Source organism: Bradyrhizobium sp. 26S5 (assembly GCF_036923295.1).
Classification (GTDB): domain Bacteria; phylum Pseudomonadota; class Alphaproteobacteria; order Rhizobiales; family Xanthobacteraceae; genus Bradyrhizobium; species Bradyrhizobium septentrionale.
This window is the reverse complement of record NZ_CP145948.1, coordinates 7,722,626-7,747,818: the sequence shown is the minus strand read 5'-3', so window position 1 is coordinate 7,747,818 and position 25,193 is coordinate 7,722,626. Positions and strand designations below refer to the sequence as shown.

The following is a 25,193-nucleotide window of genomic DNA, read 5'->3' as shown; positions in this document are numbered from 1 at the left end:
TCTCGTCAAGGATGGTTCGGGCGCTGTCTGGGCCGGTTGGAAGATCGGCCCCGGGGTCCTGCCCATTGCAACCCTCCTCGGGTTGCTCCCATCGCGCTTGGACAGCCTCCTCAGGCTCTCTTGGCTTATTCCTTCATTGTTCGACGGGATTGCCGCTGTCGGTCGTATGGCGCCGCCGCGAAGAATCCGTCCCGGCTGAGCGGGACGGATCTCAGCGTTGTCACTTCCTGCCCATCGCGGCGTCGACGCTGATCGGACCTGGGCCCGAGGTCGCGAGGTAGAGGCAGGCGAAGCAGAACAGGATCGCCGCGGTGCCGTTGTTGAGCAGCGGCAGGAACTGCGGCTCGGCCGGGTTCTTGAACATGTGGCCGAGGAAGTAGGCGAACGCCATCTCGCCCGACAGGATGAATGCGACCAGCCGCGAGAACAGGCCGATCATCAAGAGCGCGCCGAGCACCAGTTCGAGCCAGCCGGCAGCCTGGATCAATGGCGGGATATTGGCGAAGTACGCGACCACGGGAAACTTGAAGATCTTGGCGACGCCGTACTGAAACAGCAGCAGCCCGGTGATGAACCGGAACAGGCTCAGCACCGTCGGCTGCCATTTGGAGAACATCTGGTCCATTGTCATTTACCCCCTGTGACACGCTGGAACATTGCACGAAGCGGAAGCGCACGGTGTTCGCCACCAGAGTGTGATGTCAACACCTTGCATCTGGAATCATTCCTCGCGTGATCGAAACCGCGAGAGCGACAGGGTGACGCGCGCAGCGACACCTGTTGCGGCGCAATCATCAGTCTGATTCCAGTCTCCGACATGATTATACTTCATAAACATGTCACGGCCTCCACTCACATTGCTGTCAGACGGGCGCAAAAACGCGCGCACAAAAAAGCCGCGTGCGACACGCGGCCTTTTTACATCAGTCACTTGAGAGTAACTATCGCCACTCGACCTTGGTGATCTCGTAGGCCTTGGCGCCGCCCGGCGCCATCACCTCGACGGTGGCGCCCTTCTTCTTGCCGATCAGCGCGCGCGCGAGCGGCGAGGTGATGGAAATGCGGCCCTTCTTGGCATCGGCCTCGACCTCGCCGACGAGTTGCCACACGGCTTTCTTCTCGGTGTCCTCATCGATCAGCGTCACCGTCGCGCCGAACTTGATGGTGTCGCCGGACAGTTTCGAAATGTCGATGATGTCGGCGCGCGCGAGCTTGTCCTCGAGCTCGGCGATGCGCCCCTCGTTGTGCGACTGCTCTTCCTTGGCGGCGTGATACTCGGCGTTCTCGGAGAGATCGCCGTGCGAGCGCGCCTCCGCGATGTGTTCGATGATGCGCGGACGATCCACCGATTGGCGATGCTTCAACTCGTCCGTCAGCGCGGCGTATCCACCCGCGGTCATCGGAACCTTATCCATCATCTTGGTCCTTCATCGTGCGCACCCGGCGGCGTGCACGAATATCCAGTTCAGCTAACGCAGGAATCAGGGCGCCAAACGCGCCCGGAAGCCTAGTGATATTCGGCCCCGCTAAGGGCCGTGACAACATCCAATCGCGCGGTGAGTTCCAGCCATTCGGCTAATTGACCGCGTCAAGCCTTCAGCCCGGGCAGCGGTCAGCTTTCGGAAAAGTAACTCTGAAGCGTGCGGACCTCAAGGTCCCCGTCCCGATAGGCCCGGATCCCCCGTGCGGCCGCCACCGCACCCGAAAGAGTGGTGTAATATGGCACTTTATGCAAGAGGGCAGCCCGCCGCAGCGAACGGCTGTCGGCCAGCGCCTGCGGACCTTCGGTGGTATTGAAGACCAGCTGGACGTCGCCATTGGTGATGGCGTCGACGATGTGCGGCCGGCCTTCGAGCACCTTGTTCACCTTTTCCGTCGGCACGCCGTTGTCGCTGAGGTAGCGCTGCGTGCCCGAGGTTGCCATCACCTTGAAGCCGAGCGAGTGCAGCAGCCGCACCGCATCCGCGATCCGCATCTTGTCGTCGCCACGCACAGAAACAAACACCGTGCCCTGGCGCGGCACGCGGGTGCCGCCGCCGAGCTGGCTCTTTGCGAATGCGACCTCGAAGGAGCGGTCGATGCCCATCACCTCGCCGGTCGAGCGCATCTCCGGTCCGAGCACGGTGTCGACGCCCGGGAAGCGCGCGAACGGGAATACCGATTCCTTCACGCCGACATGGCCGAGCTTCTTCTTCTTCAGCTTGAAGTCGGCGAGCTTTTCGCCGGCCATGATCCGCGCCGCGATCTTGGCGACCGGCATGCCGATCACCTTGGCGACGAACGGCACGGTGCGGGATGCGCGCGGGTTGACCTCAAGCACGTAGATCTCGCCGTCCTTGATGGCGTATTGCACGTTCATCAGGCCGACCACGTCGAGGCCGAGCGCGAGCTCGCGGGTCTGCCGCTCCAGCTCCTCGATGGTCTTCGCGTCGAGCGAATGCGGCGGCAGCGAGCACGCTGAATCGCCGGAGTGGATGCCGGCTTCCTCGATGTGCTCCATGATGCCGACGATGAAGGTGTCCTTGCCGTCGGAGAGGCAGTCGACGTCGACTTCGGTCGCATCCGACAGATAGCGGTCGAACAGCAGCGGGTTCTTGCCGAGCACGGTGTTGATCTGCCCGGTCTTGTCGTTCGGGTAGCGCGCCTTGACGTCGGCGGGCACCAGCTCAGGCAGCGTTCCCAGCAGGTAGTCGTTGAGCTGGGTCTCCTCGCGGATGATCTGCATCGCGCGGCCGCCGAGCACGTAGGACGGACGCACCACCAGCGGCAGGTCGAGATCGGCGGCCACCAGGCGGGCCTGCTCGACCGAATAGGCGATGCCGTTCTTCGGCTGCTTGAGGCGCAGCTTGTCGAGCACGCGCTTGAAGCGGTCGCGGTCCTCGGCGAGGTCGATCGCGTCAGGCGAGGTGCCGAGGATCGGCACTTCGGCGGCTTCCAGCGCCCGGGCAAGCTTCAGCGGGGTCTGGCCGCCGAACTGCACGATCACGCCATGCAGCGTGCCGTTCTTGCGCTCGGTCGCGATGATCTCAAGCACGTCTTCACCGGTGAGCGGCTCGAAATAGAGCCTATTGGCAGTGTCGTAGTCGGTCGACACCGTCTCTGGATTGCAGTTGACCATGATGGTCTCGTAGCCGGCGTCCTCGAGCGCGAAGCAGGCGTGGCAGCAGCAATAGTCGAACTCGATGCCCTGGCCGATGCGGTTCGGCCCGCCGCCGAGAATGATCACCTTCTTACGGTCCGACGGCGCGCTCTCGTCGGCAAGCTTGCCCGCGAACGGCCGCTCATAGGTCGAATACATATAGGCGGTCGGCGAAGCGAACTCCGCCGCGCAGGTGTCGATGCGCTTGAACACCGGGCGCACCCCGAGCCCGTGGCGCTTGGCGGTGACGTCGGCTTCGGTGGTCTGCGTGAGCACGGCGAGCCGCGCATCGGAAAAGCCCATCGCCTTCAGCATCCGCATCGCGAACGCGTTCGCCGGCAGGCCGTTGCGGCGGACCTTGTCCTCCATCTCGACGATGGCGCGCATCTCCGCGAGGAACCAGGGGTCGATCTTGCAGGAGTTGAAGATCTCCTCGTCGGTCCAGCCGAGCCGCATCGCCTGCGCGACCTGCAGGATGCGGTTCGGCGTCGGCGTGCCCAGCGCTGCGCGGATCGCGTTCTTGTCGTCGCCGCGGCCGAGCCCCTCGATCTCGATTTCGTCGAGGCCGGTCAGCCCGGTCTCGAGCCCGCGCAGCGCCTTCTGCAGGCTTTCCTGGAAGGTGCGGCCGATCGCCATTACCTCGCCGACCGACTTCATCGATGTGGTCAGCGTGGAGGAGGCGCCGGGGAATTTCTCGAACGCAAAGCGCGGAATCTTTGTGACGACGTAATCGATGGTCGGCTCGAACGAGGCGGGGGTGGCGCCGCCGGTGATGTCGTTGGCGATTTCGTCGAGCGTGTAGCCGACTGCAAGCTTGGCCGCGACCTTGGCGATCGGGAAGCCGGTGGCTTTCGAAGCCAGCGCCGACGAGCGCGACACGCGCGGATTCATCTCGATCACGACCATCCGGCCGTCGACGGGGTTGATGCCGAATTGCACGTTGGAACCGCCGGTCTCGACCCCGATCTCGCGCAGCACCGCCAGCGAGGCGTCGCGCATCACCTGGTATTCCTTGTCGGTCAACGTCAGGGCCGGCGCGATGGTGATGGAATCACCGGTATGCACGCCCATCGGATCGAGATTCTCGATCGAGCAGATGATGATGCAATTGTCCTTTTTATCGCGCACCACCTCCATCTCGTACTCTTTCCAGCCGAGCACGCTTTCCTCGATCAGCACCTCGTTGGTGGGCGAGGCATCGAGCCCGCGCTCGATGATGTCGAGGAACTCTTCCTTGTTGTAGGCAATGCCGCCGCCGGTGCCGCCCATCGTGAAAGAGGGCCGGATGATCGCGGGCAACCCGATCTCCGACAGCGCCATCAGCGCCTCGCCGAACGCGTGCTCCTGATACCGTTTGCGGCGATCGTTCTCGCCAAGCGTCCACTGTCGCTCGAGTTCTTCCAGCGCCTCGCCGGACAGTTTCTCCCGCTCGGCGTGGTATTTGTCGCGGTAGGACTTCTTCAGCGCCGAGGCGTTGGCGAGCCGCGATTTTGGCGTCTCCAGCCCGATCTTGGTCATGGCCTCGCGGAACAGCTGGCGGTCCTCGGCCTTGTCGATGGCATCAGCGGTCGCGCCGATCATCTCGACGTCGAATTTTTCAAGCGTGCCCTGGCGCCGCAGGCTCAGCGCACAGTTCAATGCGGTCTGGCCGCCCATGGTCGGCAGCAGGGCGAAGCCGCCGGGAATGACGTGGCGTTCCTTTTCGATGATCTTGCCGACGATTTCGGGTGTGATCGGTTCGATATAGGTGGCGTCCGCCAGTTCCGGATCGGTCATGATGGTGGCCGGATTGGAATTGACGAGGACGACGCGGTAACCCTCCTCCTTCAGAGCCTTCACCGCCTGCGTGCCGGAATAGTCGAATTCGCAGGCCTGGCCGATCACGATGGGACCGGCGCCGATGATCAGGATGGTGGAGATGTCGGTTCTTTTGGGCATCAGCTCTCGCGGACTGGATTCTGGGCACAAAAAAAGGGCGCGCTGGTCGCGCGTCCCTCGGGCCATGCGCTACATCTTGTAGCGCAGGAAGCGCGATCCCTCGCGCGCGGGTGGTCTTTAGACCAGTTTCCGCACCTGCGAAACCCCCAAAAACGCCCAATCAACCGCGATTCTGGGGGAAATTCCTCATTGAAGGGAGGCCCATTGGGGAGGCTCGGGATGCGGGGAGGGCTTGCCGGGGCCCGGCTTCGCCCTGCGGGCTCGCTGCCCAGTCCGTCTACGCTTTCGCTAGGCTCAAGCTACGCCGGACACGCTTTGCCCCGCCGGTCCAGCGTGGCTGCGCCACGCGTAGCCCGTCAGGGCGAAGCGTGGAGGCCCGGCCTGGATTTGAACCAGGATAAACAGTGTTGCACCACTGCCGCGTCGACGCTTCCGCCACCGGGCCGAGTGGATCATTGCCGATTATTTCAGGGCCGGCCACGTTTACCTTTGGTTAAGGTTAATATTTGGTGCAACCCTTGATCAGTGGTGCGCCACGAACGTCATCCGCCACGGATTGTGTCCGATGTTGCGCGGCGCGCGCGTTGCGCTGAACCCCGCGGCGCCGAGCTTCGCGATCATCTCGTCCTCGCGGTAGCGCTGCAGCCCGATCTTGGTGCGCAACTGCCGGTAATCAGACAGTGCGGTTGAAGCCAGTCCGATCAAGGCATCGCGCAGGAAGCCGTGGGTCGCCGCAAAGCGCAGCAGCGCCACGACGTCCCTGGGCATGCCGACCTCAGGCCGCAGGATGTCGCCGAGCACGAAGCGGCCCGTCGGTTTCAGAAGGCGGTGGATCACGTCGAATGCGTTGTCGAGCTCCTGCGGCGTCATGTATTGCGCCACCGAGTTCATCACCACGAGGTCGATCGAATCCGCCTCCATGTTCTTCAGATCATCGAGCGAGCGAACGCGGATCCTGGTGTCGTGCGCGAAACGCGCGACCAGGCGCCCGCGGACGCCGGGCGCCGGCTCCGCCAGATAGAGCCGGGCGCAGGCATTGGCGACCTTGGTGGCCGACAGCGCCTCGCCGCAGGCATAGTCCAGCACCACCGCGTCGGGTGAGGTGATGTAGCCGACGATGTCGTTTGCGATGACCTGGAAATGCAGGTCGCGGTGCAGTCGGCTTGCATAGATCGTATGCGTGGAATCGTAATAATCGATCCATTCATCCATCGCGTTTGGTATCCGGCAGAACGGGTTCCTGGCCCCAGGAACGGGTGGGCTGATGATGCGTTAGCGGTCCGGCGGCCAATGTTCAATGCGCCGAAATACGGGTTCCTAACAGGAAGGTCCAACGTGAGCAAAGCCAAGACTGACAAGATCTCCCCCGACCTCGACACGCCGAGCGACCTGCCGCAGGCTGCGGTGGACACGATCTCGGCCTCGCTCAATACGCTGCTGGCGGACGCCTTCGCGCTTTACCTCAAGACCAAGAATTTCCACTGGCACGTCAGCGGCCGGCATTTCCATGATTACCATCTGTTGCTGGACGAGCAGTCGGATGCGATCTTCGCCACCACCGACCAGCTCGCCGAGCGGGTGCGCAAGCTCGGCGGCGCGACGTTGAGGTCGATCGGCGACATCGCCAGGCACCAGACCGTCAAGGACAATGACGAGGATTATGTGCCGCCGCGCGAGATGCTGCGCGAGTTGATGGAGGACAACAAGCATATGGCGGCAGCGATGCGCAAGGCGCACAAGATCGCCGACGACCACGAGGATTCCGGCACCGCCGGCCTGCTCGAAACCTTTATCGACGAAACCGAGCGGCGCACCTGGTTCCTGTTCGAGGCCAGCCGCCAGGAAGGCAGCAACGCCGCGTAAGCTGCGCGCCCACACCCGCGAGGAAGCAATCCAGAGCTGTTTTGCTCCGGATTGCTTCGCTAAACTCGCCGTCTTGCCGCTCGGCAGCGGTCAGTGCGGTTGAAGCTTACTGAGCCGACAGACCCACCGTCGTCTGCGATCTCTCGATCGGCGGAGGATTCCACTTTCCGGTCAGCGCCTCCGATTTCGGACCGTAGAGGCGCATGGTCAGATTGAAGGCTCCTTTTGGCGCCGGAAGCCAGTTGGCTTCCTTGTCCGCGCCCGGACTCTCGTTCTGGAAGTAAAGTTCGAGCGAACCGTCCGGGTTGGATTTGAACGGCATCCAACTGCTGACCGCGAACCGGTTCAGCGGGTTGCCGACCTGGAATCCGTCCTGGTCGTAGAGCGTGATCGACCAGAAGGCATTGACCGGCGGGGTGGCGCCCTTCTCGAACGTGATCGTATACTTGTTGGCGCCGTCGAGCGGTTTGCCGGTACTGTCGGCGAGATTGAGCGGATAAATAGCGTCCTCCGGCAGGTTGGCGCCTAGCCCGACCTGCGCGACGATGGCACGCTTCAAGTAGTAGTTGCCGTAAACACCCATCGTGTCGGTGTTCATCGACCAGCCGTTCACAACGCGCGCCAGCGTCGGCACCTTCCACGCCATCAGCTTCTGCCCGTCCTGCGGCGCTGTCTCCAGTGCCCGTTGCAGGACCTGGTCGAGCTTGCTGATTTCAAAGCTCTTGCCGGGCTCGATGCCGATCTTCTTCATCTGCGCGATGATCGGCTCATCGGTGATGTGCGGCGGGTGAAGTTTGAGCAACTCGGCGGCCTGCGCGAAGTAGACGCCGGCCGACATTGTGTCGACCTGCAGCTTTGGCGCCGTCTTCATATCGACGCCGGGATCGATCCTGACCTCGATCGGCTTTGGCGTTTTGCCGAATTCGGAAAGAGGCGCGACCTTGTAACCGGCTTGGATCTTGTGGACCGCATCATAATCCGGCGGGCCGTCCGTCTTGGTGCGGCCGATGACCCAGACGTAAGGCGTCGGCGCGTCGATGCGCTGGGTGTCCTTCGGAAGCTTGAACTCCTCCGCAAACCTGTCGCGCAGATCGGGCCGCCAGCCCGGGGCCGTCACCAGAAAAGTCCCCGCTTTGGTCCCCGTGGTGCGCCAGCCGGGTGAGGCGAACACATCCGACCACATGTCCAGCATGGGCAGCAAATAGAAGCGTCCATCGGTATCGGGAACGGAGACGACAATCGGCTCCTTGGTCATGTCCAGCCATGAAACGGAATAGAGCGTATCGAAGTTGGACCGCACCACGCCCTTGAAATTCGCCGGTGGGTATTCGGGCACGTTGACGAAGGTGTTCATTGGGCCCTTGAAGCTGTCTTTGCCGGGCTCGACGTTGGTGAACTGCTTTCGCGTGATGTCCATCGTCAGGAGCGGGTAGAAGTAAATATAGGCGTCCACCGCGATCGCGTGCGCCTCCTGCTCGTTGATTGCCGGGGCCGTCTGGGCCAGCGCTGCAGGCGCGGCCGCGGTGCCGATGCAGAGAGACAATGTCAGCGTCAGAATTCCTCGAAACATATCGAATTCTCCTCTTCTGATGTCTGTTGTGGTTGCTTGTGGGAAGCGCGGAGCATCGGATGCCGTCAGGTGATGCGTATGACCTCCATTGCTCCTGCAAGAAATGCGGCAGTGGACGCGGAAGTCTGTAACTCCCGCAGATGAATCGCGTGTCTTAACGTGTCATCAGCGGCATAAATCGCCGCGGCGCATGCTGATTTAAATCAAGGTTCTTGGAAAAGTGATGCCAGCAGGCTTAACGTTGAAGAGGGCCTGCACTACCTCCACGCGTGGCACTCTAGCATGGCCAGGAAGCGGGAGCGAGTAGCGCTCAATATGGCGACAGGCCGAATGGTCAGCGGCCCCGTTTCGGGAAACCGTTGAGCGCGCAAAAACGTCGCACGCATAAAGATTGGGCTATGCAATTCCGATTATCAATTTAAGTTGCCTGTATCCCGTCACCTTCTCCAAGGGGGAGAAGGGAAGAGCAGCCCGTTCGACAATCATCCTACTGCTTCCACAGCTGCAGCAGCGGCCCGCTCTTGCCCATCACCGGATCGGTCGCGGGGGTCGCCACCAGCGGGATCGTCTTCAGCGCCTTGGCGTGGTTCTCCGGCGTCGGCCGCTGCAGATCCATCGGCGGGCCCGGCGGGTAGGCGCCGACGACGCTGAAATCGTCGCTCGCCGCCAGGCATTGATGTCCGGTGCCGGCCGGCAGGATGGCGACGTCGCCGGCGGCGATCTCCAGCGCTCGCCCGTGCGCGCCGCCGAATTGCACGCGCGCGCTGCCGCGGGCGACGCCCAGCACCTCGTGCACGGTGGCGTGGTAATGCGCGAAGTCGTAGACGCCGTTGCGCCACATCGCGCCCCAGCCATTGCCGCCGAACAGCTGCTCGATCGTGGCCTCGGGATTCTTGCGGACGTCGATCGCGCCTTTGTAGACCAGGAACGGCATCGGATTGTTTGGCACCAGGCCGTCGTCCTGAAAGACAAAGGTCAGGGGTTCGGCATCGGGCCTGACGACCGACATGGTGGCTCTCCGTGGTTTTGAGGGCAGTGGTCTCCGGACAAACCAAGCCGTCGGTCCGGAAACCGTTCCCGCTAGATCTTGAACTTCAGGACCTCGTCCTTGAATCTGAGCCCGTGCCCGGGCCGTTCCGGCGCCGTGATCATGCCATTGGCAACCTCCGGCGGATCAACCCAGAGGTCGTCGATCAGCGCCATGTTCTCGCACCAGATGCCGTTCGGAATCGAGGCCAGCAGGTGCACATTGAGTTCGGGAAACAGATGCGGCGCGATGGTGATGCCGAAGGTGTCCGCGAGCGCTGCGATCTTGCGCAGGTCCGTCATGCCGCCGCGCATCGGGTCGGGTTGCAGGATCGGCAGGCAAGGATTGAGAAAGAACGGCCGCAGATCGTAGCGCGTGAAATGGGTCTCGCCACCGACGACGCGCATGTCGAGTGCCGCCGCGATACGCTGATAGCCGGCGAAATCGTCCGCCGGCACCGGCTCCTCGAGCCAGTAGATATCGTACTTCTCGAACTTGCGTCCCATCTCGATGGCGACATCGGCGCTCCAGCCCATGTTGACATCGATCATGATGTCGATGTCGGGCCCGAGCGCCTCACGCATGCGGCGCACATTGTCGAGGTCTTGCGCGGGCGTGTGAACATGCGCGACCTGCATCTTGATCGCCTTGTAGCCCTGCTTCACGAAATGCAGCGCCTTCTCGATCATGCCGTCGCCGCCGGCGCCGCGGAAGCAGCCGGAGCCGTAGATCGGGATTTCGGAGCGATAATGCCCCCACAGCCGGTGCAGCGGCAGGCCGGCGCGCTTCCCCACCGCGTCCCACAGCGCGATGTCGAGCGCCGACATCGCCATCGCGGCGATGCCGCCGCGGCCATAGGTCATCGTCGCCGTCCACAGATCGCGCCAGATCGCCTCGATCGCGGTGGCGTCCTTGCCCTTCACGCGCGGGATGATGCACTCGTCCAGACAGGCCGCAATCGACTTCATCGCCGGGCGGAACACGAACAGATAGCCCATGCCGGTGATGCCGCCCGCGGTCTCGACCTCGCAGATCAGAATGTCGCGCGTCTCACCCAGCGCTGCGCCCTTCAGCCAGCGATCATCGGCCCAGGGGAGCCGCAGCATCGTGACACGGATGTCGCGGATGGTCATGTCTGAACTGGCTGACATCATCGGGCGTTTCCCTTTTCTGGCCGGATCAGGTTTGCCTGATCTCGGAGACGGAAACTCAATCACAGAACGCCGGCGCCAATCCAGCGCTGTTCGTCATGCCTCCAATGCGCCAAGACCTTATGCCAAGACGCGATTGCCTTCAGCCATTCCTGGGAAGTTCGAACACCAGGCAGGTTGTCGTGGCATGCGCGATCAGCTTGCCCCTGTCGTCGGTGATGCGCGCTTCAGCAGTTGCGACGCGACGGCCGGCATTGAGCACCTGGCCCTCGGTGCGGATCGTCCCGGTGTCCTGGCTCATGCCGCGGACAAAGGAGATCTTGAACTCCAGCGTGGTGTAGCCAAAACCCTTCGGCAGCGTGCTCTGCACCGCGAGCCCCATCGCGGAATCCAGCAGGATCGCGGCGTAGCCGCCATGCACCGAGCCGATCGGGTTATAGTGGCGCAGGCCCGGCACGCTGTGGATCACGACATGGCCGGTCTCGGCGGTGCAGTCGAACGGCTCGACGTTCTCCATGATCGGCGGCTCCGGCAGGGTGCGGGCGAAGATGCCGCGCACGAAGTCGAGCCCGGACATCGACGCCATCACCTCCAGCGAGGAGACGCCGTATTCCGGCTTCGGGGCGGCGCTGTCGGTCATGTGGGCATTTCCCGTGATTTGATCGTGGTTGGTCATAAACAACGCGCCATCCTGCCAAGGCGCTAAGCAACATAGCACGTCGTCATGGCCGGGCTCGTCCCGGCCATCCGCGTCTTGGGCGCCAAAAACGTAGATGCCCGGGACAAGCCCGGGCATGACGATCTTGGAGATGGCCTGCAGAGTACCTTACGCCGCGCGCTTGTTCTGCCGCATCAGATCGGCAAACCGCTGGAACAGATAGTGCGAGTCGCGCGGGCCTGGGGAGGCCTCGGGGTGGTACTGCACCGAGAACACCGGTTTGCCGTCGAGCGCGATGCCGCAATTGGAGCCATCGAACAGCGAGATATGGGTTTGGGTCGCGCCAGCAGGCAGCGTCGCCTGGTCCACCGCGAAGCCGTGGTTCATCGAGGTGATCTCGACCTTGCCGGTGGTTTCGTCCTTGACCGGGTGGTTGGCGCCATGATGGCCCTGATGCATCTTCATGGTCTTGGCGCCGACGGCGAGGCCGAGCATCTGATGGCCGAGGCAGATGCCGAAGGTCGGTGTGCCCGAATTGATCACTTTCCGGATCACCGGCACCGCATATTTGCCGGTCGCGGCCGGATCGCCGGGGCCGTTCGACAGGAACACGCCGTCCGGCTTCATCGCCAGGATATCTTCGGCTGTGGTCGTCGCCGGCACCACGGTGACCTTGCAGCCGACGCCGGCGAGCAGGCGCAGGATGTTGCGCTTGATGCCGTAGTCGATCGCGACCACATTGAATTCCGGAGCGGTCTGCTGGCCGAAGCCTTTACCCCACTCCCAGGGCGTTTCATCCCAGGTGAAGCGCTGGCCGGAGGTGACCATCGGCACCAGGTCCATGCCCTCGAGGCCAGGCCATTCGCGGGCCTCTTCCTTCAGGCCGTGCAGGTCGAATTCGCCGTTCCTGGCATGCGCGATCACGGCATTGGGCATGCCCTTGGAGCGGATCAGCGCGGTCAGCGCGCGGGTGTCGATGCCGGAGAGGCCGATGATGCCGCGGGCCTTCAACCACTGGTCGAGGTGGCGGGTGGCGCGGTAGTTTGAAGGATCCGTGATCGCCGAGCGCAGGATCACGCCGCGCGCACCGGGCGTCGCGGCCATGTTCACCGTCTCGATGTCTTCCTCGTTGGTACCGACATTGCCGATATGCGGGAAGGTGAAGGTGATGATCTGGCCGGCATAGGACGGATCGGTGAGGATCTCCTCATAGCCGGTCATCGCGGTGTTGAAGCAGACTTCGCCAACGGCGTGGCCTTCCGCGCCGAGGCCAAAACCTTCCAGCACGGTGCCATCGGCGAGCACAAGGAGCGCGGTCGGTTTATGGTCCGGCCAGGCGGGAGCGTTTTCAGGGGTTGTCATGAGCCCTTTAAATAGTCGCCGCACCCTGCGGCGTCAAAGCGAAACGGCGCGGATTCACACGGCAATCCCGGTCGATTTGACAGGCCGGAACGGCCTTTTAATCTAAAGTTCCCTGAAGCGGCCGTTTGCTTGCCGAAAATAACCCGATCCGGAGCCCCGCATGGACAACACGATGCCGATCCTGCTCGTCCCGGGCCTCATCTGCTCGCCGCGGATTTTTGCCCCGGTTATCCCGGCGCTGTGGCGGTTCGGGCCGGTCACGGTCGCTAACCACGTCAGGGACGACAATATGGGGGCGATCGCCCGCCGCATCCTGGCCGAGGCGCCGCCGCGCTTCGCGCTCGCCGGGCACTCGATGGGCGGCTACATCGCCTTCGAGATCATGCGGCAGGCGCCGGAGCGGGTGGCGAAACTGGCGCTGATGAGCACCCAGGCGCGCGCCGACACGCCGGAAGCGACCGCCCGCCGCCGTGGCATGATCGAGCGCGCGAGAGGCGGCCAATACCGGAGCGTGGTCGACGAGCTGTTTCCGGGCTTCGTGCATCCGTCGCGGCAGGGCGACGCAAGCCTGCGCCAGATTGTAAATGACATGAGCGAGGACGTCGGCGCCGAGGCCTTCATCCGCCAGCAAAACGCGGTGCTCGGCCGGCCGGATTCGCGGCCGAGCATGGCCTGGATCAAGTGCCCGACCCTGGTGCTGACATCGGACACCGACAACACCGTTCCGAACGCGCTGTCGGACGAGATGGCCAACGGCATTCCCGGGGCCAAGCTCGTCGTGCTCGCCAATTGCGGTCATCTTCCGCAGTTGGAGCAGCCGCAGGCCTGCGCCGACGCGCTGGTCGAATGGTTGCGCAACTAGGTTGTTCGGCAGCTGCAAACTGCCTACATGAGGGAATTGCCAGTTTAAGGACACCGAGATGCTGCGCGACGACATCAATACTGCGGTCAAGGAAGCGATGAAGGCAAAGGACGAGCGCAAGCTCTCCACGCTGCGCATGGTCAATTCGACCATCAAGAACGCCGATATCGACGCGCGCGGGCAGGGCAAGCCGCCGCTTGCGGACGCCGACCTGCTCGGCCTGTTGCAGAAGATGATCAAGCAGCGCCAGGAGTCGGTCGAGCTCTACGACAAGGGCGGCCGCGCCGAGCTCGCCGCCCAGGAGCGCGAGGAGATCGCGGTGATCTCCGCCTATCTGCCGAAGCAGATGTCCGACGACGACGTGAAGGCCGCGATCTCGGCCATCATCGCCGAGACCGGTGCCGCCGGGATCAAGGACATGGGCAAGGTGATCGGGGCGCTGAAGGCGAAGTATGCCGGCCAGATGGATTTCGGCAAGGCCAGCGGCCTGGTGAAGGCGGCGCTTGCGGGATAGCGGCGGAGGCTTCCGATGTTTCGTGTCGCCGCGGACAGTCTGGAAGCCTACCTCGCCTTTGATCCCGCCCGGACCGCGGATTTCGAACAACTGCATGCGGTGATGCGAAAGGCCGCGCCTTCGCTGAAGCGGCACTTTCATGCGGGCTCGCCGGCCGGCGAGGCCGGCATGCGCATGTGCATGATCGGCTACGGCCAGTTTCGCTATGCGATCAAATCCGGCAAGACGGCAACGTGGCCCGTGATCGGGGTGGCGCTGCAGAAGAACTATATCAGCGTCTATGTCGCGCTGACCCGTGGCGGCAAGCCGCTGGTGTCCTGCTACGCCGGCCAGCTCGGCGCATTGCGGACAGGCGGCAACAATTTCAGCTTTGAGGCGTTTGTTGATCTGAAGGCGCCTGCCGTTGCGGCGCTGTTCACCGAGGCCGCCGACATCTTCAAGGCGGATAAGGAGAACCCGGTCCGCTATATGCAGGGAAGCTGATATCAGTTTGCCGAAAAGGGGCGGGGCCCCGTGAAAGCGGCGCCATCGGGGTGAAGTTCTGGATAAACTGGAGATAGGCCATGGCCGATCAGCAAGCCCCTTCCGGTCCAGATTTGACACAAGGCGTGGCACTCTCCGAATTCCCGGGCACGATGTTGCTCGGCCATGTCGGCGACGAGGACGTGCTGCTGGTGCGCTCGGGGGCGGATATCTTCGCCATCGATGCTCATTGCAGCCATTACCACGGCCCGCTCGCCGAAGGCCTGGTGGAGGGCGAGACTGTCCATTGCCCCTGGCATCACGCCTGTTTTGATGTTCGCACCGGTGAAGCGACCGCCGCGCCCGCGCTCAACGCGCTCGCCGTCTGGAAGGTCGAGCGCGAGGGCGATCGCATCATCGTGCGGGAGAAGCGCGAGCAGCCGAAGCCCCGCATCAAGGGCCCGGTCGATGCACCCGGCAGGATCGTGATTGTCGGCGGAGGCGCGGCAGGCTTTGCCGCGGCCGAAATGCTGCGACGGCAGGATTATCGCGGCAGCATCGTCATGCTGAGCGGCGAGGCCGCGCCGCCGGTGGATCGACCGAACCTGTCAAAGGACTTCCTCGCGGGCAGCGCGCCGGAAGACTGGCTACCGCTGAAGCCGGACAATTTCTATGCTGACGCGGCGATCGAGCTAAAACTCGGGACCGAGGTCAAGTCGATCGACGCCGGCCGCCGCAATGTCGTGCTCGCCGGCGGCGAAGCGCTGCCGTATGACCGGCTGCTGCTGGCGACCGGCGCGGAGCCGGTACGGCTGCCGATCCCGGGCGCGGACCAGCCCCACGTTCATGTGTTGCGCACCGTCGACGATTGCCGGGCGATCATCGCCTCGGCCAGCGGAGCACGCCGCGCGGTTGTGATCGGTGCAAGCTTCATCGGGCTCGAGGTTGCGCCTCGTTGCGCGCGAGGGAGATCGAGGTTCACGTGGTCGGGCTGGAACAGCGGCCGATGGAGCGCGTGCTCGGGCCTGACATGGGCGATTTCGTCCGCGCGCTGCACGAAGAACATGGCGTCGTATTCCACCTCGGTGACACCGTGACCGCGATCGACGGCAACCGCGCCCGCCTGAAGAGTGGGCCCGTGCTTGATGCCGATCTCGTCGTGGTCGGTGTCGGCGTGAAGCCGCGGCTGGCGCTGGCGGAAGGGGCTGGGCTCGCAATCGATCGCGGCGTGAACGTGGACGCCTATCTCGAGACCAGTGTTTCCGGCATCTACGCGGCCGGCGATATCGCGCGCTGGCCCGATCGGCACAGCGGCGAGAATATCCGGGTCGAGCACTGGGTGGTGGCTGAGCGCCAGGGCCAGACCGCCGCGCGGAATATGCTTGGGCACCGCGAGGTCTTCGACGCGGTGCCGTTCTTCTGGAGCCAGCATTACGACGTGCCGATCAACTATGTCGGCCACGCCGAACAGTGGGACGAGATCGCGGTGGACGGCAGCATTGCCGCGAGGGATTGCGTGCTCTGCTACAAGCGCGGCGGGCGCGTGCTCGCGGTCGCGTCGATCTATCGCGACCTCGAAAGCCTCAAGGTCGAGGTCGCAATGGAGCGGGCGGCAGCCTGACCGCGTTCCCCTCAAGGAGGGGTTTGTGGTCTGACGGCGATGGTCTACTCTGTAGCCATGCTTCAGGAAGCCAAAACCTACGACGAGCTCTATCGCAACTTTCGCTGGGACGTTCCCGCGCGCTTCAACATGGCGACCGCCTGCTGCGATCGTCATGCGGACGGCACCGGCCGGCTCGCGCTGGTCTATGTCGACGAGGATGGCGGCACCGCGCGTACCTCGTTCGACGAAGTCGCGGACGCCTCGCGCCGCTTCGCCAATGTGCTCGCAGCCGACGGCCTGGTGCGCGGCGACCGCGTTGCAGTGTTCCTGTCGCAATCGCTCGAACTGCCGGTCGCGCATCTCGCGGCATTCCGCGCGGCGATGATCTCGATCCCGCTGTTCGCACTGTTCGGCGAAGATGCGCTCGATTTCCGCCTGTCGAACTCCGCAGCCAAGGCCATCATCACCGATGAGGTCGGCTGGCAGAAGGTCGCAAAGATCCGCGATCGCCTGCCCGAGCTGAAGAGCGTCTACATCGTCGGCGAAAAGACGCCGGCCGGCGCAAAATCTTTCTGGGGCGCGATCGGATCGGCATCTCCCGAGTTGGCCACCGTCGACACATCGGCAGACGATCCTGCGCTGATCATCTACACCTCGGGCACCACGGGCAATCCGAAGGGCGCGCTGTATGCGCATCGCGTCGTGCTCGGCCATCTGCCCAATGTCGAGATGTGCCACAACTTCCTCCCCAAGCCGGGCGATCTGATGTGGACGCCGGCCGACTGGGCCTGGATCGGCGGCCTGATCAACGGCCTGTTCGCGTTCTGGTACCACGGCATCCCGATGGTCGGGCACCGCGCCCGCAAGTTCGAGCCGCAGGCGGCGATGCAGATGATGGCCGAGCTCGGCATCCGCAACGTGTTCCTGCCGCCGACCGCGCTGAAACTGATGCGGCAGGCCGATGTGAAAAATTCGGGCGTCAAGCTGCGCAGCATCTTCACCGGCGGCGAGTCGCTCGGCGGCGAATTGCTTGGCTGGGTGCGCGATACCTTCGGCATCGATGCCCACGAGGTGTTCGGGCAGACCGAATGCAATCTCGTGATCGGCAGCAACTCCAATTTGTTTCCGATCCGCCCGGGCTCGATGGGCCGCGCCACGCCCGGCTTCGACGTCCGCATCGTCAACGACAAGGGCGAGGAATTGCCGCGCGGACAGCGCGGCATCATCGGCGTCCGCCAGCCATGCCCCTGCACCATGATCGAGTACTGGCGCAATCCTGAGGCGACGCGTAAGAAATATGCCGGCGAATTCCTTTTGACCGGCGATCTCGGCATGCAGGATGAGGACGGCTATTTCTGGTACGTCAGCCGCGAGGACGACGTCATCACCACAGCTGGCTATCGCGTCGGCCCGTCCGAGATCGAGCACACGCTGATGAAGCATCCGGCGGTTGCGATGTCTGCAGTGGTCGGCATCCCCGATCCGATCCGCACCGAGTCGATCAAGGCCTGGATCGTGCTTCGCCCGGGCTACGCGCCGAGCGACGCACTGGCGCGCGAGATCCAGGAGTTCGTCAAGATCCAGCTCGCCGCCCACGAATATCCGCGCTTCGTGCAGTTCGCCGACAGCCTGCCGATGACGGCGACGGGAAAAGTCCTGCGAAGGGAATTGCGGGCGCTGGGATAAGTTCGGTTCGGGGGATCAATGAAGAAAGCCGCCACGCGCGCCGCGGGCTTGCATCGCGCCTCGCTCAACAAGGTCCACGATTTGGACGCCGCGCTGGAGCTGATGTATTACGGCTGGCGCGGGATGACGCTGTCGGCCGACCAGTATCTTGCCGCGCTTGGCCTGTCGCGCCCGCACCACCGCATTCTCTACGTCGTTGCGCGACAACCCGACATCTCGATCGGCTCGTTGATCGACGTTCTCGGCATTTCCAAGCAGGCCTTGAATCGGCCGCTCGGCCTGCTGCTGCAGCGTGAACTCATGACATCGAAACGGTCGCCCGAGCAGCATCGCTCCAAATTGCTGCGCCTGACGCCGGCCGGACAACGCATCGAGCAGCGCGCATCGGGCTACGAACGCAAGGTGATGCGCGAGGCGTTCGATCGTGTCGGCCAGTCCGGCGCCGCCGCCTGGATGGCCGTGATGGAGGCCATCGCCGACAGCACCTGATCGCGCTTCACGTCAATATAGTTGACGTTAGGATCTCGCCGTGTCACACTTCCGTCAGAAGCAGCGGAGGAGGGCGGGAGCGTGGGCGAACAGGCAATGGACCGGGCAGCCGTCGGACGCTTTGTCGCGGCGTGGTGCGCCAACTGGTGCAAGGTCGATATCGACGCCGTGGTCGCGCATTTCGCTGAGAACGCCGAGATGCGCAGCCCCCTGGCACTTAAATTGACGGATTCCCCCGTGGTTTCCGGTGCGGAGAACATCCGCGCCTACTGGCGCCAAGCTTATGGAAGCATCGAGAGCGCAGACCTCAAAATCCTGAACTGGAGCTGGGACGACACCATCGCGCGGCTGACGGTGTGGTGGCAATTGGGCGACACCCGCGCCAGCGAGTTCATGGACTTCGACGATGCCGGCCGTGTGGTGCGCAGCGAAGCGTTCTACGGAAAATAGCCATGCGATTTGCAGATTTCGTCCTGCTGCTCAACGTACTCTGGTTCGGCGGCGCATTCATCCAGTTCAGCATTGCCCAGGGCAATACGCTGAAGATCCTGGTGCCGCGGCAAGAGCGTGCAAATCCGATCGCGCCAACCCTGTCGGCCAGCGTGGCGTTCCTGGGCGGGATCAATCTGCCGATCGGGCTGCTGTCGCTGTATCTCCTCGCGGCGAGGCCACCGTTCTTCCAGGCCGGCGACGCGCAGCTCGCGCTGTTCCTGTTCTTCGCCGCATGTCACTTCAGCCAGTTCGCCTACAACCTTCCGGTCCTGATGCGCGGCGGACGCGTCGGGGTGGCTTACTGGCCCGTGTTGACCGGCCCGATGCTCAGGATCTTCGTCATCGATGCGACGCTGTTCGTGGCCAATCTTGTTGTCGCCCTCTTGCTCGTCTAGCCACTCACGCGCGCCATTGCGGGCATTGAGATAACTTCCTCCACCGTCGTCCCGGGCAAGCGAAGCGCGACCCGGGACCCATAACCACAGGGTGAAGTTGTTACGCAACGCCGTGGCTCCAGCGAGCTCTAACCGCTTAGAGCGGTGGTCATGGGTCCCGGCTTTCGCCGGGACGACGGCGGAGTATGTTCACGGCAGCGCGATTCCCAATTCCTTCAGCGCGGCCATCATGCGTTGCGGGGGCTGCATCGGGATCACCATGGCCTTGCGGGTTTCCAGCAGGCTCTTCAGGCTGGAGAGGATCGCCGGCCAGCCGGTGCGGCCGCCTTCGAGGATGTCGTCGCTGATCGGGCGGTCATGCGATTGCAGCAAGGTCAGCTTCACGCCGTCGCCGGCTGGCTCGATCTCGTAGGTGACGAGTGTCGGCCCGAGCTTTTCGACCAGCTGTGGCCAGTTGACGTTGAAGGTGACGGTCAGCCGCTTCAGCGGATCGCATTCGATCACTTCGCCAGAGATATGCAGCGCGCCGTCAGGCGTGCGCACGATGTAGGCGCCGCCGACCCGCAGATCGACCTCGACCGCGTGGCCGGAGAAATATTGCCGGCTGAACTCGGCCTGGGTGAGTGCCTGCCACACCTTCTCGGGCGTGGCGGCGATGTAAATCGCATAGACGATCGCCGGCTTGAATTTTTCGACGTTCATGTCCGCACGTGTCCTTCGATAGATTCTCATGGTCACTCGAAGCCCTCGATCCCGAGCGCCTCCGGCGGAATCGGTGACACCTTGCCGGTCTCGAGCAGGCTCTTGAGCCCGGACAGGATCGCAGGCCAACCCTTGGAGATAGCGCCGAGCAGTTTGCTGCCGGCGGAGAAGCCTTCGTGGGTTACGGTCAACTTCACGAGATCGCCGAACGGCTGCAGGATGAAGATGACTTTCGTCGCCGGCTCGTCGCGCATGCCGTCGAACATCTCGTGCTTGAACGTATAAGACAGCCGCCGCGGCCGGTCCGCCTCGAGGATCTTGCCGGTGTCGGTGATCTTGCCGCTCATCACCAATGCGAACGGCGAGCCAACCTTCCAATCGGATCGGACCTCGGTGTCGAACCAGTATTGCCTGGTGAACGCGCTGTCGGTCAGCGCATCCCACAGTCTGTCCGGCGTGGTCTCGATATAGGTGACGTAAACGAATTCGGGCCTGCTCATCGCGCCTGCTCCGTCGTTGCCTCGTTCTCGTACCAGGGCGCATGCAGCACCCGGCCGCACTCGACGTAGCTCTTCAGGCTCGACAGGATCAGCGGCCAACCGAGGCTGATCTTTTCGAGCGCCACGCTGCCGGGTTCGAAGCGGTCGTGGATCACCGTGAGCCTGACTTGATCTCTCTGACGTTCCAGCTCGAAGGTGACGCGTGAAGCCTTGCCGCCATCGGAGCCGTCATGGGCAAGGAACGAATAGGACAGCCGCCTCGGCGGATCGTATTCGAGCACCTCGCCGGTGATTTCCTTGTTGTGCCGGGGCATCCGGATCGCGAATGGCGAGCCGATCTTCCAGTCCGAGACGACGGAGCTGCCGTGCCAGTACTGCTCCGACATTTTGGCGTCGGTCAGCGCGGCAAACACCTTCTCCGGTGTCGAGGCGATATAGATGGTGTAGACGAATTCCGGTTTACTCATCACGCTTCTCCAACTGTCTTTTCAATTCGCTCAGCGCGGCAAGTTTCCCGCGCTCGAACTTCCTGATCCACCGCTCGCCGATCTGATGGATCGGAACTGGGTTGAGGTAATGCAGCTTCTCGCGGCCATGCCTGATCGTGGTGACGAGGTTGGCCTCCTCGAGAATCACAAGGTGCTTGGTGACCGCCTGACGCGTCATGTCGAGGCCGTCGCAGAGCTCACCGAGCGTCTGCCCGTTCTGATCGTGAAGCCGGTCAAGCAGCGTCCGCCGTGAGGCATCCGCGAGGGCTTTGAAGACTTCATCCATGGCTCGGATAATAGGCAACCAAACAGTTGCATGTCAAGAGCGTGTGTTTGGGCGGTCATTTCGCCATGCTATCGTCACTGACAGCCAACGCAGATTGGCAGGGAATACGAGGTGGTGCGCATGGGTGGTCGCGTTACGGCAGTTTGCTGCACGTTTGTTCTTGTCCTGCTCGCAAATGCTGCGGGCGCCCAGCAGCCGAAGATCGGCGACCCGCCCGAAGCCTCCAATATGAGGCTGGTTGGAACCAGCGATTTGCAGGCGCGCAGCGCCTATCAGCCGACCATTCATCATCAGGGCGACAGGTGGATCGCCTATATCGGCCATCACGGCGGTACCGACGACATTCCCGGTCCGGTCAATCCGATGACCGGCAAGGCCGAGCCGAACGGCACCTCGATCGTCGACGTCACCGATCCCGCGCATCCGAAATATCTGCGGCACATTCCCGGGCAGGAAGGCAAATACGAATCCGGCGGCGCGCAGATGGTGCGGATCTGCGACGGCAAGGATCTGCCGAAGGGCGATCGCAACGCGGTCTACATGCTGCGTACCTTCGGCAGCGAGGCGCATGAGATCTGGAACGTCGCCGATCCCGCCAATCCCGTGCTCGTGACCCGGATCGGCGGGCTGAAGGACACGCACAAGAATTTCTGGGAATGCGGCACCGGCATTGCCTTCCTGGTGTCGGGCGCGCCGGACTGGCGCACGCGGCGGATGACGCAGGTCTACGATCTCTCCGATCCCGCACAGCCTAAGAAGATCAGGGATTTTGGCCTGCCCGGGCAGGAGCCGGGCGCCACCGGCGCGGTGCCGACCGAACTGCACGGGCCGATCTCGACCGGGCCGACGGGCAACCGCGTCTATTTCGGCTACGGCACCAACAAGGGCGGTTTCCTGCAGATCGTCGACCGCGACAAGCTGTTGAACGGACCGAAAGAGCCGACGCCGGACAATCTGAAATTTCCGGAGATCGCGCGGATGCCGCTGTCGGCGATGAATGGCGCACACACGGTGTTCCCGATGCCGGACATGCCGATCGCCGAGTTTGCGCACGACAAGGACGGCAAGACCCGCGACATCGTGATGATCGTCGACGAGGCGATCCAGAACGAATGCGGCGAGGCGCGGCAGATGGTGTGGTTCGCCGATATTACCACCGAAGCGCGGCCGATGCTGATCTCGAGCTACACGGTACCGGAAGCCTCCAGCGCGTTCTGCGAGCGCGGCGGCAGGTTCGGCTCGCATTCATCGAACGAGAGCATGGCGCCGGTCTACTACAAGAAAATGGCCTTCATCGCCTTCTTCAACGCCGGCGTCCGCGCGCTCGACATCCGCGATCCCTATCACCCCAAGGAAGTCGGCTATTTCATCCCGTCGATCACGTCGGCGACCGACAAGCGCTGCGTCACCATCGGCGGCAAGGAGCGCTGCAAGGTCGCGATCCAGACCAACAATGTCGAGACCGATGAGCGCGGCTACATCTACGCGGTCGACCGCGCCAACACCGGCCTGCACATCCTCGAACTGACCGGCGAGGCGCGCGCCATCGCCGGTCCGCCGTGAGCGCGTTGATGCGCGCGTGGCCGATCATCGCGGCGATGTTCCTGGCGCTCGGCGGCCTCTCGGCCGTGGCGGGCTACGAAATGGCACCGCCGCGGGCAGCCGCGTGGCGCGAGATCGCCTGGCCGTTCCCGCGCGACGGCTGGCCTGCCGGCCGTGCCTTCCGTTGCGGCGTGGCGGAGTGCGGCGCCGACGTCGAGGTCTATCTCAGGCCAAAACTCGGCTTCTGCAACTGCGACAGCGGCGTCGCCGATGACGACGAGGTCGATCGCGTTTCCGATGTCGACATGATCAGCCCGCGCTTCGTGCCGCTAAGGGCGGGCGATGTGGTTGATGTCGCGGGCATGTCCGGGCGGATCAGGGCGTACGATCTCGACATGCCCGACGGGAAACGCACCGCGATCGGCATCGCGGCCTCGCATCGTTGCGATCTGATGGCGGTGGCGGCGCAGGGCAGCGGCGATGCTGCAGGTGTGCAGCGGGCGATGCTGAAGTTTTTGGATACGCGAGAAATTCGGAAATGGATGACTGCGGCCATGGAGGGCCATTGAGGAGCCCGTCTCTCGCTTGCGGAAATGGTGTCGTCACCCGCGAAAGCGGGTGACCCAGTATTCCAGAGGCCCTGACGTTCAGCAGATAGGCCGCAGCGTACTGGATACCCCCGCCTTCGCGGGGTACGACAGAGATGAGCAGGAACCGCTTCCTCTTTGCCCGTCCTACGTGCATAATTCAGCCTCACCGTCAGTGAGATTTCCATGTCCCTGCAAGCCTATTTCGCCTTCGTCGCCGCCTGCATGGCGCTGGCGCTGTTGCCCGGTCCGATCGTCACGATGGTGATCGCCAACGGCCTGCGCTACGGCACGCGCGCCGCGCTCACCAACGTGCTGGGCGCGCAGGTGGGACTCACCATCGTGATCGGCATCGTCGCGGTCGGCCTGACCTCGCTGATGGCGACGATGGGGTACTGGTTCGACTGGGTGCGCTTTGCCGGCGCGACCTATCTGGTCTGGCTCGGCATCAAGCTGATCCGCTCGCCGGTCGAGGGCGTCGGCACCGACGAGACGCCGCCACCGCCGCGCGGCGGCTTCTTCCTGCAGGGCTTTCTGGTGCTGCTCTCGAATCCGAAGGTCCTGGTGTTCTTCGGCGCCTTCATTCCGCAGTTCATGGACATGGACAAGCCGCACATTCCGCAGGTCGCGCTGCTCGGCGTCACCTTCATGGCGACCGCTGTGCTGACCGACGCCGCCTACGCGCTGGCGGCCGGCCGCGCCCGAAAATTCTTCTCCAAGGAGCGGACGCGACTGATGTCGCGCGTGTCCGGCGGCTTCATGATCGGCGGCGGCATCTGGCTGGCGCTGACCAGGGCTCGATAAACCTCGCCGGCTGGTTGAACCCTTCACAGGGGTGGCGCGTCAAACCGGCGGCGCCACCGATGAAGGACCCGACCCGTGCCCGATTTGCCCTGGCTTGTTTATGCGATGCTGCTCGCGCCGCTCGGGCTGATCCTGATCGCCGCCGCCGTCAAGACCTGGCAGGTGCGCGAGGCGAGGGGCTGGCCGGACACATCGGGCAAGGTCGTGACCGCGGCCGCGGAGGTACGTGAGGTCAGGGTCTCCGACGATGAGCGCGAGGACGGCTATCGGATGGAGCAGCGCAACTTCGCCAACGTGGTCTACGAATACCAGGTGGACGGCAGGAAGCTGCGCAACAACCGCGTCAGCATCGGGGAGGACCTCGGCAATTTCCAGGTTGCGGAGACACTGGCGAAGTATCCGGCCGGCAGTATCGTGACCGTCTACTACAATCCGCGACATCCCGATCAGGCGGTGCTGGAGCGTGACTTGCCGAAGGGCATCTGGGGATGTCTGGGCATCGGCAGTGCGATCGTGCTCGCGATCGTGTTCGGCTCGGCTTTCGGTCTCAACCGGATCCACGATGTTCTCTCGCACCACATGGCGCGGCCCGATTTGTCGGGGATGGTGATCGGCTTCGGTGCGTTCGGCGTCGTCGTCGGGCTGTTTGCGCTCGCCGTGCGGCGGCAGGCGTCGACGGCCAGCCACTGGCCGGTGGTATCAGGCATCATCCATGTGTCCGAGATGGAGGAGTATCGTGGCGCTGCCCCCGATGGCGACGGGCGCGGGATGGAGATGTTCGGCAAGCGCGTGTCCTACACTTACACCTACGAGAACGTCAGCTACACCAACGAATGCGCGCGGGTCGGCGCGGAATCCGCCGCGAGTTCGAACAAGATGCTGCAGCGCCTGATGTCGCGCTACCAGGATGGCGCCGCCGTCGAGGTCTACGTCAATCCCGCCAATCCCGCCGAAGCGTCGCTCGACGCGCGCGGCGACGGCCGGCTCGCCTGGGTGCTGTGGACCATCGCAGCACTCTTTTTCGCGGCCGCGCTGTTTGCTGCCACCCGTGGCGGCTAGAGCGTTTTCGAGCG

General features: G+C 63.6%; 25 protein-coding genes, 1 tRNA gene and 1 pseudogene. 13 read left to right on the top strand and 14 right to left on the bottom strand.

Annotated features, from left to right (window positions below):
• Positions 1-220: 220 nt before the first annotated feature.
• From V5279_RS36510 to V5279_RS36490, 5 genes are all read right to left on the bottom strand, one after another.
• Complete coding sequence (locus tag V5279_RS36510) at positions 221-625, bottom strand: DoxX family protein (protein ID WP_166209731.1); 405 nt, start codon at positions 623-625, stop codon at positions 221-223.
• Positions 626-941: 316 nt separating this feature from the next.
• Entirely contained in the window at positions 942-1,415 is a 474-nt protein-coding gene (gene greA / locus V5279_RS36505; RefSeq protein WP_156928677.1) for a transcription elongation factor GreA, read from the bottom strand.
• Positions 1,416-1,612: 197 nt separating this feature from the next.
• Positions 1,613-5,077 (bottom strand): carbamoyl-phosphate synthase large subunit, encoded by a 3,465-nt coding sequence (gene carB / locus V5279_RS36500; RefSeq protein ID WP_338691808.1) that lies wholly within the window; start codon positions 5,075-5,077, stop codon positions 1,613-1,615.
• Positions 5,078-5,446: 369 nt separating this feature from the next.
• Positions 5,447-5,522, bottom strand: a tRNA-OTHER gene (locus tag V5279_RS36495).
• A gap of 77 nt (positions 5,523-5,599) precedes the next feature.
• Positions 5,600-6,289, bottom strand: a complete 690-nt coding sequence (locus V5279_RS36490; protein ID WP_338691807.1) for a class I SAM-dependent methyltransferase — start codon at positions 6,287-6,289, stop codon at positions 5,600-5,602.
• Positions 6,290-6,412: 123 nt separating this feature from the next.
• Between V5279_RS36490 and V5279_RS36485 the strand changes: the two genes are divergently transcribed.
• A complete protein-coding gene (locus V5279_RS36485; protein ID WP_166303699.1) occupies positions 6,413-6,940 on the top strand; it encodes a Dps family protein in 528 nt (175 codons plus the stop codon).
• Positions 6,941-7,046: 106 nt separating this feature from the next.
• Here V5279_RS36485 and V5279_RS36480 read toward each other — a convergent pair whose 3' ends face one another.
• The 5 genes from V5279_RS36480 to carA form a co-directional block, all read right to left on the bottom strand.
• Positions 7,047-8,510, bottom strand: coding sequence for a DUF1254 domain-containing protein (locus tag V5279_RS36480; RefSeq protein WP_166303702.1), 1,464 nt, complete (start codon positions 8,508-8,510; stop codon positions 7,047-7,049).
• Positions 8,511-8,997: 487 nt separating this feature from the next.
• Positions 8,998-9,519, bottom strand: a complete 522-nt coding sequence (locus tag V5279_RS36475; RefSeq protein WP_166303705.1) for a cupin domain-containing protein — start codon at positions 9,517-9,519, stop codon at positions 8,998-9,000.
• 71 nt (positions 9,520-9,590) lie between these two features.
• Positions 9,591-10,691: a mandelate racemase/muconate lactonizing enzyme family protein gene (locus tag V5279_RS36470; RefSeq protein ID WP_210297527.1), complete on the bottom strand. Its 1,101-nt coding sequence runs from the start codon at positions 10,689-10,691 to the stop codon at positions 9,591-9,593.
• A 139-nt stretch (positions 10,692-10,830) separates the two neighbouring features.
• Positions 10,831-11,328, bottom strand: a complete 498-nt coding sequence (locus V5279_RS36465; RefSeq protein ID WP_338691806.1) for a PaaI family thioesterase — start codon at positions 11,326-11,328, stop codon at positions 10,831-10,833.
• Between the two features lie 186 nt (positions 11,329-11,514).
• On the bottom strand, positions 11,515-12,708 hold the full coding sequence (gene carA, locus V5279_RS36460; protein ID WP_338691805.1) for a glutamine-hydrolyzing carbamoyl-phosphate synthase small subunit: 1,194 nt from the start codon (positions 12,706-12,708) through the stop codon (positions 11,515-11,517).
• Positions 12,709-12,868: 160 nt separating this feature from the next.
• Here carA and V5279_RS36455 point away from each other — a divergent pair, with 160 nt between their 5' ends.
• From V5279_RS36455 to V5279_RS36420, 8 genes and pseudogenes are all read left to right on the top strand, one after another.
• Complete coding sequence (locus V5279_RS36455; RefSeq protein WP_338691804.1) at positions 12,869-13,570, top strand: alpha/beta hydrolase; 702 nt, start codon at positions 12,869-12,871, stop codon at positions 13,568-13,570.
• Between the two features lie 58 nt (positions 13,571-13,628).
• On the top strand, positions 13,629-14,084 hold the full coding sequence (locus V5279_RS36450) for a GatB/YqeY domain-containing protein (protein ID WP_338691803.1): 456 nt from the start codon (positions 13,629-13,631) through the stop codon (positions 14,082-14,084).
• Positions 14,085-14,099: 15 nt separating this feature from the next.
• Positions 14,100-14,567 carry a hypothetical protein gene (locus V5279_RS36445; protein WP_338691802.1) on the top strand — a complete coding sequence of 156 codons (468 nt, stop codon included), beginning with the start codon at positions 14,100-14,102 and terminating at the stop codon, positions 14,565-14,567.
• Between the two features lie 80 nt (positions 14,568-14,647).
• Positions 14,648-16,167: pseudogene (locus tag V5279_RS36440) on the top strand (FAD-dependent oxidoreductase).
• A gap of 57 nt (positions 16,168-16,224) precedes the next feature.
• The gene (locus tag V5279_RS36435; RefSeq protein ID WP_338701585.1) at positions 16,225-17,835 is read left to right on the top strand and encodes an acyl-CoA synthetase; all 1,611 of its coding nucleotides are present in this window, start codon (positions 16,225-16,227) and stop codon (positions 17,833-17,835) included.
• An 18-nt stretch (positions 17,836-17,853) separates the two neighbouring features.
• On the top strand, positions 17,854-18,324 hold the full coding sequence (locus V5279_RS36430) for a MarR family transcriptional regulator (RefSeq protein WP_338691801.1): 471 nt from the start codon (positions 17,854-17,856) through the stop codon (positions 18,322-18,324).
• A 96-nt stretch (positions 18,325-18,420) separates the two neighbouring features.
• Positions 18,421-18,774, top strand: coding sequence for a nuclear transport factor 2 family protein (locus tag V5279_RS36425; RefSeq protein ID WP_338701583.1), 354 nt, complete (start codon positions 18,421-18,423; stop codon positions 18,772-18,774).
• Between the two features lie 2 nt (positions 18,775-18,776).
• On the top strand, positions 18,777-19,211 hold the full coding sequence (locus tag V5279_RS36420; RefSeq protein WP_338691800.1) for a hypothetical protein: 435 nt from the start codon (positions 18,777-18,779) through the stop codon (positions 19,209-19,211).
• Between the two features lie 189 nt (positions 19,212-19,400).
• Here V5279_RS36420 and V5279_RS36415 read toward each other — a convergent pair whose 3' ends face one another.
• From V5279_RS36415 to V5279_RS36400, 4 genes are read right to left on the bottom strand one after another with little or no spacing between them, the layout of a single operon-like run.
• The gene (locus tag V5279_RS36415) at positions 19,401-19,913 is read right to left on the bottom strand and encodes an SRPBCC family protein (RefSeq protein WP_338691799.1); all 513 of its coding nucleotides are present in this window, start codon (positions 19,911-19,913) and stop codon (positions 19,401-19,403) included.
• 32 nt (positions 19,914-19,945) lie between these two features.
• Positions 19,946-20,413, bottom strand: a complete 468-nt coding sequence (locus V5279_RS36410) for an SRPBCC family protein (protein ID WP_338691798.1) — start codon at positions 20,411-20,413, stop codon at positions 19,946-19,948.
• Complete coding sequence (locus tag V5279_RS36405) at positions 20,410-20,880, bottom strand: SRPBCC family protein (protein WP_338691797.1); 471 nt, start codon at positions 20,878-20,880, stop codon at positions 20,410-20,412. The genes V5279_RS36410 and V5279_RS36405 overlap by 4 nt, the downstream gene beginning before the upstream one ends.
• Positions 20,873-21,187: an ArsR/SmtB family transcription factor gene (locus V5279_RS36400; protein WP_028333124.1), complete on the bottom strand. Its 315-nt coding sequence runs from the start codon at positions 21,185-21,187 to the stop codon at positions 20,873-20,875. The genes V5279_RS36405 and V5279_RS36400 overlap by 8 nt, the downstream gene beginning before the upstream one ends.
• A 120-nt stretch (positions 21,188-21,307) precedes the next feature.
• Here V5279_RS36400 and V5279_RS36395 point away from each other — a divergent pair, with 120 nt between their 5' ends.
• The 4 genes from V5279_RS36395 (at position 21,308) to V5279_RS36380 (ending at position 25,179) form a co-directional block, all read left to right on the top strand.
• Complete coding sequence (locus V5279_RS36395) at positions 21,308-22,750, top strand: hypothetical protein (protein WP_338691796.1); 1,443 nt, start codon at positions 21,308-21,310, stop codon at positions 22,748-22,750.
• A gap of 8 nt (positions 22,751-22,758) precedes the next feature.
• Complete coding sequence (locus V5279_RS36390; RefSeq protein WP_338691794.1) at positions 22,759-23,298, top strand: hypothetical protein; 540 nt, start codon at positions 22,759-22,761, stop codon at positions 23,296-23,298.
• A 204-nt stretch (positions 23,299-23,502) separates the two neighbouring features.
• Positions 23,503-24,120 (top strand): LysE family translocator, encoded by a 618-nt coding sequence (locus V5279_RS36385; RefSeq protein ID WP_338691792.1) that lies wholly within the window; start codon positions 23,503-23,505, stop codon positions 24,118-24,120.
• A gap of 75 nt (positions 24,121-24,195) precedes the next feature.
• The gene (locus V5279_RS36380) at positions 24,196-25,179 is read left to right on the top strand and encodes a DUF3592 domain-containing protein (RefSeq protein WP_338691791.1); all 984 of its coding nucleotides are present in this window, start codon (positions 24,196-24,198) and stop codon (positions 25,177-25,179) included.
• The last annotated feature ends 14 nt before the right edge of the window (positions 25,180-25,193 follow it).